Raw genomic sequence first — 13987 nt, forward strand, 5'->3', positions numbered from 1 at the left:
TTTATAAATGGGATAGTTAAAAAATTAACAATTATCTTTAGAGCATAATTCATTTTAATTTCAACAAATTTATGGCACCATTTTTATTAGGTATTGTGATTTTCCTTGGCTTAATCATCATTCTTACAGGGATATTTACAGTCAAGCAACAAACAGCTGCTGTGGTAGAACGCTTTGGGAAATTCTTAAGCATCAGGCATTCGGGTTTACAGTTTAAGATTCCGATTTTTGATAAGATTGCGGGAAGAATCAACTTAAAAATTCAGCAATTAGATGTAATTGTAGAAACGAAAACGAAGGATGATGTATTTGTTCATTTAAAGATTTCGGTACAATTTCAGGTGATTAAAGATAAAGTTTATGATGCATTTTATAAGCTAGAAAATCCGCAGAATCAGATTACATCTTATGTATTTGATGTAGTACGTGCAGAAGTGCCTAAAATGAAGCTAGACGACGTTTTTGAACGTAAAGATGATATTGCAATCGCCGTTAAAGAAGAACTAAACGATGCGATGAGTGATTATGGGTATGACATTATTAAGACTTTGGTGACTGATATTGATCCCGATGTAAAGGTAAAAGAAGCGATGAACCGTATTAATGCTTCTGAAAGAGAAAAAGTAGCTGCAGAATATGAAGCCGAAGCAGACCGAATTAAAATTGTAGCCAAAGCTAGAGCTGAAGCAGAAAGCAAGCGTTTACAAGGACAAGGTATTGCAGACCAGCGTAGAGAAATTGCACGTGGTTTGGAAGAATCTGTAGATGTACTTAACAATGTTGGTATTAACTCACAAGAGGCATCGGCATTGATTGTCGTTACGCAGCATTACGATACTTTACAGTCTATTGGTAGCGAAACGGATACTAACTTAATTTTACTCCCTAATTCTCCACAAGCTGGAAGCGATATGCTTAATAATATGATTGCCTCCTTTTCTGCATCCAATCAAATTGGAGAAAAGATGAAAGAGCGTAATAAAGCGAAAGGAATAGTAAATAAGAAAGATAAAAATTATAGAAAACCCTCAGAGGAAAATCCAGACCATCTAGAATTTTAAATCAAAAAAAAATCCTGAGTTTGTCACTCAGGATTTTTTTATCTTTTCAATACATTGGGTTTACTAGAGCCTAAAATTTTACCTACTGCTTTCAAAATAAAAGCTTTCTTAGCAATAGAACTTACAATCCCGCTAACGATAGATATTGGAGATAAATCTTCTTTAATATCCTCCACGTTAATCTTCATTTTCTCTTTGTTAATCTCCGTTTGAAGTTTTAAAATCTTCAAATCGTGATCTACTTCTTCGTAAGAGTTGTAAATTTTCATATTCTAGTTTTTGTAAGATTCATCCTTTTTTACCACAATTTCATTCTCATGATCATTAAAAGCAGATTTGGACATTTTTCTCAAAAGTAATTTGCTAAAAAATGCTTTTCCAAAAATTAGCATCAATAAAAATAATAAAAAATAAACACCACTTATAATAAAGAAACCATAACTAAGACTGCCTAAGCTCTTTCCTATTAATATAGAAAAACCAACAGAGATGAAAGCTAAGAATAATATAAAAATCGCTCCTAGTATTAAAACGCTAGCAACGGAAGCTGATATCTTCGTTGTCTTTTTAAATATATCTAACTTATAATAATCAATAGTACTACTTACGTACTCTTGAAAATTTTCATTAAGCTCATCAATATGGTTGGTTAGGTTGTTTAGAGACATAGGGTTTATTTAGCTAAGTGCATTTTTCGTCTTAGATTTCATTTCATCTACCTTACTTTCTGCATGAAATTTGGCATTTTTTGCTCTTAATTCTTCTAATTTCCCTTCCATCGCAGAAAGAATATCATCTGCCTTATAGCTTGCAGAAGATAAAGTCTCTTCTAATTTAGATTCAAAATTATACTTTGCGCTTTTTGCAGATTCACTCAAATGTTTACTTGTTTCATTCACTTGCCTGTCTAATCTGTTCTTTGCTTTTTTAGCTTCTTTGCTAAGTTTCTTCCTTGTATCTTCTCCCTTTTCTGGAGCATATAAAAGTCCTACTCCTGCGCCAATTGCTGCACCTGTAATTAAGGCTAAAAGCGTGTTTCCTGTATTTGCCATTTTTGTAATTATTGGTTAATATTAGTAATTTATCAAATATATGTAAGTAAAATACTTTTAGCTGTTAATAACCGGTTAATATACGAACTTAGAATCCTAAAATATTCTTAATTAGATTTTTTCGACCAAGAATCACGTAATCCAACCGTTCTGTTAAAAACTGGCTTTTCAACACTCGTAGATCGATCTGCACAAAAATAACCTATACGCTGAAATTGAAAATGTTCTAATTCTTTCGCATTTTTTAAACTAGGCTCTACAAAACCTACTATAGTTTGTAAAGAATCTGGATTAATAAAATCTATAAAATCTTTTTCTTTATCGGCATCTGGTGATTCTACCGTAAATAAACGATCGTATAATCTCACCTCTGCTTTTATGGCGTGCGCAATAGAAACCCAATGCAAGGTTCCTTTTACTTTACGCTTAGATTCTTCTGTATCGCTGCCACTTTTACTTTTAGGATCGTAGGTACAATGAACCTCTACAATATTTCCATCATCATCTTTTACAACAGATTCTCCTTTAATGATATACGCATTTTTTAAACGTACTTCTTTCCCTAAGGTTAATCTAAAAAATTTACGATTAGCTTCTTCTTTAAAATCGGCCTGCTCAATATAAATTTCTTTAGAGAAAGGAACTTCTCTACTTCCTGCCGCTTCATCTTCTGGATTATTTTCTGCTTCCAGCCATTCTTCTGCTCCTTCTTCATAATTGGTAATTACTACTTTTAAAGGATCTAAAACTGCCATCACTCGGCTAGCGGTTTTATTCAAATCTTCACGCGCACAAAATTCTAAATGCGACATATCAATAACGTTTTCTCTTTTTCCCACACCAATCGTATCGGCGAATTTTTTGATAGAATTTGGGGTATAGCCTCTTCGGCGCAAGCCAGAAATGGTAGGCATCCTTGGATCATCCCAAGATTCTACCACCTTTTTTTCTACCAATTGAGCCAATTTACGTTTGCTCACCACAGTATGACTCAAATTACGACGTGCAAACTCTCGTTGTTTGGGTTGTAGTTGTTTTGGCTCACTTACTTTTTCTAAAAACCAATTGTATAATTCTCTATGCGGTAAAAATTCTAAGGTACAAAACGAGTGAGAAACGCTTTCTATAAAATCACTTTCCCCGTGTGCCCAATCGTACATTGGGTAGATTTTCCAATCTTCGTTTGTTCTATGATGCGCTTTATGCAACGTTCTATACATCACAGGATCTCGCATTAGCATATTACTAGAAGCCATATCTATTTTTGCTCTCAACACATGCGCTCCTTCTGCCGTTTCTCCATTTTTCATAGCTGCAAAGAGACTTAAATTCTCTTCTACAGAACGGTCTCTATACGGACTCGCACTTCCTGGCTGCGTTGGAGTTCCTTTTTGTTCGGCTATTTTTTCTGAAGCCTGACTGTCTACATAGGCATCTCCATTTTTAATCATTTCTACCGCCCAATCATACAGCTGCTGAAAATAATCTGAAGCATAACATTCTTTCTCCCACGTAAAACCTAGCCATTCCACATCGCGCTTAATCGCATCTACAAATTCTTGCTCTTCTTTAATGGGGTTCGTATCATCAAATCGTAAATTAACGGGCGCATTATAACGCAATCCTAATCCAAAATTTAGATTGATAGACGAAGCATGGCCTATATGTAAATAGCCATTAGGTTCTGGAGGAAAACGAAATTTAAGTTCCTCTCTTCCATACCCATTTTGAAGATCTTCTTCAATAATTTGCTCTATAAAATTCAGTGGTTTTTTTTCTTCTGTCATAACATATATTCAATAGGTACAAAGTTATTTAAAAAATTTGCTCTTTTGAGACTTTATAAATTAAATATGAATTGTAATTTTAGTAAAATAAAAGTCTATGAATGATATTCTCAAAATTATTCTTTTCTCGGGAATTTCTGGAATTACCATTTTTCTTGGCGGAATATTAGCAAAAATTTATTTAGCCAAATTTAAAAATTATAGGTATAAAGTAGAAATTAATCATTTTATTACCGCCTTTGGAGGCGGAATCATAGTTTCTGCATTAGCTTTAGTATTAATTCCTAAAGGTTTAGAAAATCTATCTGTATTGCCTACCAGTCTTTTATTTTTATTGGGTCCATTAGTTTTTTTTTCTAGACCGTTATTTAGCTCAAAAAGGCGGAAAAATGAGTCCGCTGTTAGCGATGTTAATGGATTTTGTTCCTGAAGCAATTGCACTAGGAGCTATATTTGCTACCGATACTCAAACTGGAACACTCTTAGCTATTTTTATAGGAATACAAAATTTACCAGAATCTTTTAATTCTTATCAAGACCTTACGGAAAGTGGTTTTAAAAGTCAAAAGGCCTTAATAATTCTATTTCTTTTAAGTTTCTCTGGAATTGTGGGCGCTCTTATTGGATATTTTTTCTTACAAAATCAACCCGAAATCACTTCTGGATTGATGTTGTTCGCCAGCGGCGGAATTCTTTATCTTATTTTTGAAGATATTGCACCTTCAGTTAAAATGGAAAAACAGTGGTTGCCTGCTTTTGGTGCAAATATTGGCTTTCTAATAGGAATTATAGGCGAAAAACTAATAGGTGGTTAAAAAGAATTATCTTTGTTTTTTACAATAGCTATATACCATGGGAAAAATAAAACTACATAACATTCGCGTATTTACCAACCACGGTTGTTTGGAGGAAGAAGGTAAAATTGGTAGCGAATACAGCGTAGATTTAACGGTAAAAGCTAATTTAAGTCCTTCTGCAGAAAGTGATGAACTTAAAGATACCGTAGATTATGTGCATCTTAACCAAGTGGTGAAAGAGGAAATGGCCATACGCTCAAAACTTTTAGAACATGTAGCAGAACGTATTTTAAAAAGAATTTTTAAAGAGGACGGTATAGTGAGTTTTGCCGAAGTTGAAGTCTCTAAAATCAATCCGCCTTTGGGAGGCGATGTAGAAAAAGTAACAATTATTTTATCTAAAGAAAGATAATTTGTTTCTTTTTCATAAAAATTGCTACCTTTGCAGTCCTTGTAAATATAAGGTGTCGTGGCCGAGTGGCTAGGCAGTGGTCTGCAACACCATCTACAGCGGTTCGAATCCGCTCGACACCTCAAAAAAAAAGCTCTTGAAATTTCAAGAGCTTTTTTGTTCAAAATACGTTTCATCTTTATTCCGTTTTTTCTGGTATAATATTCTCCATCTTATTCTCTAATTGTTCTAATTCTGATGGAAACAAACCTCTACTTATTAATATAAGACCAAAGACAATGATAAGAATACTTATGCCTTTTTTAAAAAGATAAATTCGTTTAGGGGTAAGTTTATGATTAAGCTTTTTAGCCAATAAGATCTTTAAAAGATCTATAACAAAATACGTTATCAAAACGGTACTAAAGAAAATTAGGAGTCGGTCTGGATTCATTTTTAACTGCGGACCAAAAACAATTATTAATCCCAGCCAAAATCCCAATACACCAATATTCACAAAGTTGAGCAAAAAACCTTTCACCATAAGACCAAAAACATCGCTTTTCTTAAGTTTTCTTACTTCTACAACTTCCTTTTTTTTAAGAGATTTTTTTTCCTTAACGTAGGTTATGGTACCATAGGTAGCTAAGATTGCACCACCAAAAATAAATAATGCAGGATCATCTTTAATACTGGTTAACAATTTGTTAGTGCTAAAATAAGCGATAGAAAGAAAAACAATATCAGCTATAATAACACCAAAATCAAAACACAAAGCCGCTCTAAATCCTTTGATAGCGGCAGTTTCTAATAAAACAAAAAATACAGGACCCAGAAGAAATGCTAAAAAAATTCCTAGAGGAATAGCTGCAAATATATCTTGAAGCATAAATGGTTTGTTCTATTTACAAAGATAGTAATTACAAACGATTAAGAACGCTTCCTAATTTTTCCTCCTAAACTGGTTTTCTTATCCAATTTTTTTGGATCACCGTAAACATCTATACTTCCGCCAGCAGTGACTTTGGCTTTGCAATAATCGCTCACAAAAATTTCTGCGTAACCACCAGCTTTCAAATTGGCCTCTGTGTTTTTGGAGTGCATTTCTTTACCTTCATATCCTCCACCGGTTCTTATCTCTACCAATTGCGAATCTACAGATCCTTCTGTCTCAATGCTGCCGCCAGTAACGGCTTTAATATCTAATTCTTTAAGATTGGCTACTGCATAAATTCTACCGCCTTCTTGAGCTCTTAAAATCAGTTTTTCACCTTTAAATTCTTTTAACTCGGCAAAAGAAGCTTCATTTACATCTACCGTATGTATGTCTTTGTAATATACTTTTACCTGCGTATTATTCTCGCTCCAAATATTGCTTAAAGAAAGTTTTATGTGCAATGTATTTCCTTTTACTTGGGCGGTGATTTCATCTTTATCAAACCCGCTAGCGATAATTTTATTTTCTGAAGACGGAATTAACACCGCTTCTATTTTATCAAAAATCTTTACTTCTTTAAAATCTTTTTCAATTTTTATTTCTTCTTGTGCTTTTACGCTAAATGCGGAAATTGCTACAACTACTAATAAAATTATTTTTTTCATGAGTTTATTTTTTTTGCGTTAGGGATAGCAACGGCAACCTTTTTTTGTATTTGGATACGTAGAAAATTAAACAAATGAGCAGAAGCTGTTTCAATTTAACTTCTATGCTTCAATCTACTTTACAAAAAAAGTTATAGTGTATAGCCCGCAGCTTTGGTAAAAGCTGAACGCCCAAATGATACTAGTTAAAGCTTTACTGCTCTACTTCTTTTTTACTTCCTACTAAATTAAAATCTAATTGTCTTTTTACTAAATCGGCATTTTTTACTGTAACATAAACCTCGTCTCCCAATTGGTAGACTTTGCCTGTTTTGCGGCCTTCAATGGCATAATTTTCTTGATCAAAATCAAAATGATCTCCTTCTATATCTTTAAGACGCACCATTCCTTCACATTTATTTTGTTCAATTTCTACATAGATTCCCCATTCGGTTACTCCAGAGATCACGCCCAAAAATTGTTCGTTCTCGTGGTCTTGCATAAATTTAACTTGCATGTATTTAATGGAATCCCGCTCTGCACTCACAGAGAAATTTTCCATATCACTACAATGCGCAGATTTTTCTTCATAATCTTCTACATTCGCTGAAGGTTTTTCGTCTAAATAACGTTGCAATAAACGGTGTACCATAACATCTGGATATCGGCGTATGGGCGAGGTAAAATGCGAGTAATAGTCGAATGCCAGTCCGTAATGTCCTATATTTTGAGTACTGTAATAGGCTTTACTCATGGTACGAATGGTAAGCGTGTCTACTAAATTTTGCTCTTTTTTACCTTGCACATCTTTCAATAAACCGTTTAAGGAATTAGAAATAGAATTTTTATCTTTTAGGTTGAGCGTGTGTCCAAATTTACCGACTAACTTTTCTAAAGCTGCCAATTTATCATCGTTAGGTTCATCGTGACAACGGTATACAAAAGTCTTTTTAGGCGTTTGTTTTCCTATAAATTCTGATACTTTTCTATTTGCCAGTAACATAAACTCTTCAATAAGCTTATTGGCTTCTTTTGCGGTTTTAAAGTAAACACCAATAGGATCGTTATTTTCATCCAAATTGAACTTCACCTCTACCTTATCAAAAGAAATAGCGCCATTTTTCATACGCTGTTTACGCATAATTTTGGCAAGTTTATTTAAACTTACTACTGCGTCTACAATTTCTGGCTTTGTGGTATATTTTTTATCTTGAATAGAAATATCTGCAGGAATATCTCCCGAGTTATTTTCTATCATAAACTGTGCTTCTTCGTAAGCAAAACGTGCGTCACTGTAAGTAACCGTTCTTCCAAACCATTGATCTTTCACCTTGGCGTTTTTATCAATTTCAAAAACCGCAGAAAAAGTATATTTTTCTTCGTTGGGTCTTAAAGAACAGGCATTGTTAGATAACACCTCTGGCAACATAGGTACTACGCGGTCTACCAAATAAATGGAAGTGGCACGCTCATAAGCTTCATCATCTAAAATACTGCCAGGTTGCACATAATGTGAAACATCTGCAATGTGGATTCCTACTTCGTAATTTCCGTTTTCTAAAGTTTTAAAACTTAAAGCATCATCAAAATCTTTAGCATCTTTAGGATCTATGGTAAAAGTTAAGGTATCGCGCATATCGCGACGTTTCTTAATTTCTTTTTCTTGGATGGAGGTATCTAATTGATTGGCAAAATCTTCTACTTCTTTAGGAAATTCTCTTGGAAGCCCATTTTCTGCTAAAATAGATTGCATTTCGGTTTCATGCTCCCCAGCTACTCCAAGTACTTCTATGATATTACCAATAGGAGAATCTGCTTTTTCTGGCCAATCTTTTAGCTTTACTAAAACCACCATACCATCATTTATATCTCCAATTTCTTCTTTTGGAATAAAGATATCTGTATACATTTTTGGACTTTGCATTTGTACAAATCCAAAGTTTTCGTGTACCTGCAGTTTCCCAACAAACTCGGTTTTACTACGTTTAATAATTTCTACAACTTCTCCTTCACTTTTACCTTTTCTTCGTCTTTTGTAAATGTAAATTTTCACAAGATCACCATCTAAAGCTTTATGCAAACTTTTGTGGGGAATATAAACGTCATCTTCTAATTCTTCTACAATAACATAACCATCTTTTCTAGTAGTCATATCGAGTTTACCCTCAAAATAATCGGTGTTTCCGTTAATCTGAAATTTTCCTCTATCAACTTCAGAAATTTGCTTTTTTCCAGCTAATTCTGATAACGCTTTTATAATCTGATTTCTACTATTAGCGTCATCTACATCTAATTTTGCCGCTACTTGCTTGTAATTAAAATTTTGAGAACTATTTTTTCTCAGTATGGTAAGTATACTTTTAGAAAGGTTTTTTAGTTTACCCCCTCTTTTTTTATTTTTTCTTTTTGTCATTTATTCATTTTATCTGGTCTAAAATTACAGTTATTAATTGAAATGACGTACATATCTGTTTAATGTTTTGTTAAGAATAGGTTATGAAAGAAGACTATAATAAATTTATATTGTCATTATTTTAATCTTTTCTGTTAAAATAAACTTAAAATAATAGTATCTTTGTTATTGAAACCCAACCACTAAGGTATTAGCATTTTAATTATGTATAATTCTAAAAAATTACTCATTTTTTTTATTATAATTTTTATAGTAGGTTTTTTATGTGTTGGTTTTTACATCAACACTGCATTTAATGCCTCTGCTAAAGAAAGTAATACGACCCAAACCAGTCCTCATTATCCCTAAGAATAATTTGGTTTAAATATTAATCTGCCCTTAAAAACTATTATTTGGTCAGATTTTCTTGTTTTATGATATGGTTATAGGGTTTACAACATCTTCAAAAATTATTATCTTCGGAAGTGATTTTCGCTTCTATTTATCCATACAATTCAATTCAATAATAGACTTAAAATGTTCTACCTGAGTTTATTTTTAAATGCTTTACGGAATAATTTTATCAAGCAGGAGTAAATATTACCAATTAAGTGGTCAGTATTTATTCGATAGTTAATATCAAATCATGTTTCTTGTTGCTGTCTGCCGCAGATAAGATCATACTAGACAGCGGCTCACTTAAACGTATCATTTTTTTTACGGGTAGGTATTTGTTTTTACTGAACCATACAGATTTTCTAAATCAATATTCCTATTTTTTTTGATTTAATTCTAAGGTTTGAATTTTCAGATATTCACAAATGTTATGAACATTATATATAATCATCTATTTTTCTTTTATAAATTTTAAAAAACAAATGATGTACATGATAGTATGTGTATAGCGGTAGAAAAATAAGAGAATAAACTTGCATTTGTATCTTTTGAAAACTACTTAACACAGATGTGAAGTAATTGTTAATACTAACTCCTTGAATTCTCTGTTTTTATACTTAATTGTTAACAATGGTGAATAGAGAAGTTAATAGCATATAGTTAATTCTATTTACAATTTTTTGATGTTGACAAGTGTGATTTGAATGCTGATAAGTTTTTTTAAAATAATAACAACTTCCCTAGGATTATTCAACATCATCATCCCTTGGAAATAAATAATGGAAAAGCAAATTTTACTTGTAAAAAGTAACCGCCACTTATGCACAATTGGTGGTTAATAGTAAAGAACTCATCTTCAAATTTTTAAGAAATAGAATTAACATCGCAAAATATCGACTCATTTTAAGCTTTCTCTTACCTTTGTATAACTAATCAACACCAAGCTCATGACAATCGCTATAGGTAACGACCACGCAGGAACGGAGTATAAAAATGAAATTATTTCATTTTTAGAAAAAAACAAGATCAACGTCATTAATCACGGCACCAATACAGAAGATAGTGTAGACTATCCAGATTTTATACATCCTGTGGCAAGAGATGTGGAGGAAGGAAAAGTAGAATTTGGAATTATTATCTGCGGAAGCGGAAACGGAGCCTCCATGACCGCCAATAAACACCAGCACGTACGATGTGCTTTGTGTTGGAGCCAAGAAATTACTAAATTGGCAAGAGAACATAACGATGCTAATGTATTGAGTATTCCGGCAAGATTTACTTCTATGCATCAAGCTATTGATATGGTAAAAACATTTATAGCTACTCCTTTTGAAGGCGGAAGACATCAAAAAAGAGTTGAAAAAATAGCTTGTAAATAAACCGCAGGAGTTTGCATAACCATTCCCATTCTCACGCTCCCGTAAAAGGGAAAAATTTGATGATATCCATTATTTTGAATATCATCATTACGATCGCCCAAGTGGTAGGCGGCCTCGTAAGCGGGAGTTTGTCTTTACTTTCTGATGCGCTACATAATTTTAGCGATGTGGTTTCTTTAATTATAAGTTACATCGCCAATAAATTATCGGCTAGAGAAGCTTCAGTTAGTAAAACTTTTGGCTACAAAAGAGCCGAAATTATCGCCGCTTTTATCAATGCTTCCTCGTTAATCGTCATTGCTATTTTATTGATAAAAGAAGCGATAGAACGCTATTTTAATCCGCAAAGTATAGATTCTACTCTAGTCATTTGGTTGGCTATTTTAGCCATTGCAGGAAATGGAATAAGTGTTTTGCTTATGAAAGCCGATAGTAAAACCAATATGAATATGCGTTCTGCTTACCTTCATTTAATAACCGATATGTTGGCTTCTGTAGCGGTGTTAATAGGAGGTTTATTGATGAAATATTACCAGCTTTTTTGGATAGATAGTGTATTAACCGCTGGGATTGCTATCTATTTAATTGTGGTGGGTTATGATCTTTTAAGATCCTCCTTTAATGTATTGATGTTGTTTACACCTAGTGATATTGTGATAAAAGACATTGTAGATTCGGTTTGTGAAATTGAAGAAATTAAAAATATACACCACATTCATATTTGGCAACTCAATGAAAAAGAAGTGCATTTAGAGGCTCACGTAGAGTTTCATACCAATATTTCGATTTCAGAATTTGATGTGATTCTCTCCAAAATAGAAAAAGTAGCTTTTGATGAATTTCGTATCAACCACATCAATATTCAACCTGAGTTTAACAAAGAAGATCCCAAAGATATTATTGTTCAAGATTAAGTAATGAAAAACCCACAATTAGGCATTCAAATAAAACAATTTAAAGATTTAAGTTTATCAGAACTTTATGCGATACTTCAATTGCGTGCAGAAGTCTTTGTGATAGAACAAGATTGTATTTACCAAGATATAGATGGTAAAGACGAACAAGCTTTACACATTTTAGGTTTTTATAACGATAAATTGGTGGCTTACACACGTTGTTATGCTCCGCATATATATTTTGAAGAAGCAGCAATTGGTCGTGTGGTGGTAGAAAAATCACAGCGAAAATATGGTTTTGGACACCTCATTTTAGAAGCTTCTATCAAAGCGATTGAAGACGAATACCAGACCAAAAAAATAAAACTTTCTGCACAACAATACCTTACCAGATTTTATGAATCTCATCAATTTAATCCGCTGGGAAAAGGCTACTTAGAAGATGGGATTCCGCATATTGCGATGCTAAAAAAAGACTAATAAAAACTTAGTAACCAATCTCTTGCGAGAAAAGCTTTTTATGAATAGTTTTGCAAACTCTTATGCAAAAAAATTTAAACACATATCTATTTAAACTTACGCCGCCATAGCGCACGTTTTTCGCCTATATTCTTTCCTGTTTCTAGGAAATCTCTATATAATTTTTAAAAAAATTTATTCCGTTTAACGGAAATTCAATATCCCATTAATGAAAAAAGTTCTGAACCTTTTCGATTTTAAGCAGAAAGTAGATTTTAAAATAGAAATTCTAGCAGGCCTTACTGTGGCGATGACGATGATTCCAGAATCGCTTTCTTTTGCTATTCTTGCGGGTTTTCCTCCATTGGTAGGTTTATATGCAGCCTTTATTATGGGATTGATTACCGCTATTTTTGGTGGTAGACCAGGAATGGTTTCTGGAGGAGCGGGAGCCACCGTAGTGGTGTTAATTGCATTAATGAATTCTCACGGTTTAGATTATGTATTTGCGGCAGTAGCCATGGCGGGGATTATTCAGATTATCGTAGGTCTTTTTAAATTAGGGAAATTTATACGTTTGGTGCCACAACCCGTTATGTTTGGTTTTGTAAATGGATTAGCGGTTATAATTTTTATGTCTCAGATGGAGCAATTTAAAACCGTTTTTAACGGCGAGATTGAATGGTTAACGGGTACTCCGCTTTTAATTATGCTAACCTTAGTCGCATTAACCATCGCCATTATTGTGATCTTACCTAAGTTTACCAAAGCTATTCCTGCCTCTTTAGTGGCTATTTTAGTGGTCTTTGGGATTGTTTTAGTATTTAATATAGATACCAAACAAGTAGTGGATATTGCTTCCGTTAGCGGAAGTTTACCGCCGTTTCACGTTCCTAATGTTCCGTTTACTTTAGAAACTTTAAAAATTATACTTCCGTACGGACTTATTATGGCCGCTGTGGGTCTTACCGAAGGTTTACTTACCTTGAACCTAGTAGATGAAATTACAGGAACTAAAGGAAATAGTAATAAAGAATGTTTGGCTCAAGGAACCGCAAATATTGCCAATGGTTTCTTTTTTGGAATGGGTGGTTGTCCTATGATTGCACAAACTCTAGTGAATTTATCATCAGGTTCTAGAGCTAGATTGTCTGGTATTATTGCTTCTCTAACCATTTTAACCATTATTTTGGTTGGCGCTCCTGTGATTGAATTGCTACCTATGGCAGCGCTAGTTGGTGTGATGATTATGGTGGCTTTTGGTACATTTGAGTGGGCGAGTTTTAAAGCTTTTACCAAAATGCCAAAGCACGATATTTTTGTGATGCTAGTGGTTACTTTAATCACAATTTTTCTACATAATTTGGCACTTGCAGTATTGATTGGAGTGATTATTTCTGCTTTGGTGTTTGCTTGGGAAAGCGCCAAACGTATTAGAGCAAGAAAAAGAATTGATGAAGACGGCGTAAAACATTATGAGTTATACGGACCTCTTTTCTTTGGTTCTACCACGGCGTTTATAGATAAGTTTGATGTAGAAAATGATCCTGAAGAAATTGTTATCGATTTTGCCGACAGTAAAATTACCGATATGAGCGCCATCGATGCAGTAAACAAAATCACCGATCGTTATTTGCAACAGGGTAAAAAAGTACATTTAAAGCATTTAAGTGCAGATTGTAGAAGACTTTTACAAAATGCCGAAAAGATTATAGATGTCAATATTATTGAAGATCCTAGCTATAAAGTAATGGGTAAGTAAACTATTTTTTAACTGAATAAAGTAAATAATACCT

Annotated in this window: 15 protein-coding genes and 1 tRNA gene; 9 read left to right on the plus strand and 7 right to left on the minus strand. The window is 33.4% G+C overall.

The genetic code is table 11. The features are described from left to right. The first annotated feature begins 71 nt into the window (after positions 1 to 71). Positions 72 to 1061: an SPFH domain-containing protein gene (locus tag RLT85_RS08545; protein WP_311401614.1), complete on the plus strand. Its 990-nt coding sequence runs from the start codon at positions 72 to 74 to the stop codon at positions 1059 to 1061. 38 nt (positions 1062 to 1099) lie between these two features. Here RLT85_RS08545 and RLT85_RS08550 read toward each other — a convergent pair whose 3' ends face one another. From RLT85_RS08550 to RLT85_RS08565, 4 genes are all read right to left on the minus strand, one after another. Further along, entirely contained in the window at positions 1100 to 1330 is a 231-nt protein-coding gene (locus RLT85_RS08550; protein ID WP_311401615.1) for a DUF6327 family protein, read from the minus strand. Between the two features lie 3 nt (positions 1331 to 1333). Then, positions 1334 to 1729 carry a hypothetical protein gene (locus RLT85_RS08555; protein WP_311401616.1) on the minus strand — a complete coding sequence of 132 codons (396 nt, stop codon included), beginning with the start codon at positions 1727 to 1729 and terminating at the stop codon, positions 1334 to 1336. A gap of 9 nt (positions 1730 to 1738) precedes the next feature. Next, positions 1739 to 2113 carry a YtxH domain-containing protein gene (locus RLT85_RS08560; protein ID WP_311401617.1) on the minus strand — a complete coding sequence of 125 codons (375 nt, stop codon included), beginning with the start codon at positions 2111 to 2113 and terminating at the stop codon, positions 1739 to 1741. A 107-nt stretch (positions 2114 to 2220) separates the two neighbouring features. Continuing rightward, entirely contained in the window at positions 2221 to 3900 is a 1680-nt protein-coding gene (locus tag RLT85_RS08565; RefSeq protein WP_311401618.1) for a glutamine--tRNA ligase/YqeY domain fusion protein, read from the minus strand. 97 nt (positions 3901 to 3997) lie between these two features. On the opposite strand from RLT85_RS08565, the gene RLT85_RS08570 reads away from it, so the two are divergent. The 4 genes from RLT85_RS08570 to RLT85_RS08585 all read left to right on the plus strand — a co-directional run bounded on the left by RLT85_RS08570 (position 3998) and on the right by RLT85_RS08585 (position 5231). Further along, entirely contained in the window at positions 3998 to 4330 is a 333-nt protein-coding gene (locus RLT85_RS08570; protein ID WP_311401619.1) for a ZIP family metal transporter, read from the plus strand. Continuing rightward, the gene (locus RLT85_RS08575; RefSeq protein WP_311401620.1) at positions 4290 to 4715 is read left to right on the plus strand and encodes a ZIP family metal transporter; all 426 of its coding nucleotides are present in this window, start codon (positions 4290 to 4292) and stop codon (positions 4713 to 4715) included. The genes RLT85_RS08570 and RLT85_RS08575 overlap by 41 nt, the downstream gene beginning before the upstream one ends. A gap of 37 nt (positions 4716 to 4752) precedes the next feature. Then, positions 4753 to 5109, plus strand: a complete 357-nt coding sequence (gene folB, locus RLT85_RS08580; RefSeq protein WP_311401621.1) for a dihydroneopterin aldolase — start codon at positions 4753 to 4755, stop codon at positions 5107 to 5109. A gap of 51 nt (positions 5110 to 5160) precedes the next feature. After that, positions 5161 to 5231 (plus strand) — tRNA-Cys (locus RLT85_RS08585). A gap of 56 nt (positions 5232 to 5287) precedes the next feature. Here RLT85_RS08585 and RLT85_RS08590 read toward each other — a convergent pair. From RLT85_RS08590 to rnr, 3 genes are all read right to left on the minus strand, one after another. Next, positions 5288 to 5977: a LysE family translocator gene (locus RLT85_RS08590; protein WP_311401622.1), complete on the minus strand. Its 690-nt coding sequence runs from the start codon at positions 5975 to 5977 to the stop codon at positions 5288 to 5290. A 41-nt stretch (positions 5978 to 6018) separates the two neighbouring features. Next, positions 6019 to 6690 (minus strand): head GIN domain-containing protein, encoded by a 672-nt coding sequence (locus RLT85_RS08595; protein ID WP_311401623.1) that lies wholly within the window; start codon positions 6688 to 6690, stop codon positions 6019 to 6021. Positions 6691 to 6883: 193 nt separating this feature from the next. Next, the gene (gene rnr, locus RLT85_RS08600; protein WP_311401624.1) at positions 6884 to 9082 is read right to left on the minus strand and encodes a ribonuclease R; all 2199 of its coding nucleotides are present in this window, start codon (positions 9080 to 9082) and stop codon (positions 6884 to 6886) included. A 1322-nt stretch (positions 9083 to 10404) separates the two neighbouring features. On the opposite strand from rnr, the gene rpiB reads away from it, so the two are divergent. The 4 genes from rpiB to RLT85_RS08620 all read left to right on the plus strand — a co-directional run bounded on the left by rpiB (position 10405) and on the right by RLT85_RS08620 (position 13953). After that, complete coding sequence (rpiB, locus tag RLT85_RS08605; protein WP_311401625.1) at positions 10405 to 10836, plus strand: ribose 5-phosphate isomerase B; 432 nt, start codon at positions 10405 to 10407, stop codon at positions 10834 to 10836. 59 nt (positions 10837 to 10895) lie between these two features. Beyond that, positions 10896 to 11750, plus strand: a complete 855-nt coding sequence (locus RLT85_RS08610; protein WP_311401714.1) for a cation diffusion facilitator family transporter — start codon at positions 10896 to 10898, stop codon at positions 11748 to 11750. Positions 11751 to 11753: 3 nt separating this feature from the next. Further along, positions 11754 to 12212, plus strand: coding sequence for a GNAT family N-acetyltransferase (locus RLT85_RS08615; protein ID WP_311401626.1), 459 nt, complete (start codon positions 11754 to 11756; stop codon positions 12210 to 12212). A 208-nt stretch (positions 12213 to 12420) separates the two neighbouring features. Then, positions 12421 to 13953: a SulP family inorganic anion transporter gene (locus RLT85_RS08620; RefSeq protein WP_311401627.1), complete on the plus strand. Its 1533-nt coding sequence runs from the start codon at positions 12421 to 12423 to the stop codon at positions 13951 to 13953. The last annotated feature ends 34 nt before the right edge of the window (positions 13954 to 13987 follow it).

This window comes from Mesonia ostreae, assembly GCF_031845265.1.
Taxonomy (GTDB): Bacteria; Bacteroidota; Bacteroidia; order Flavobacteriales; family Flavobacteriaceae; genus Mesonia; species Mesonia ostreae.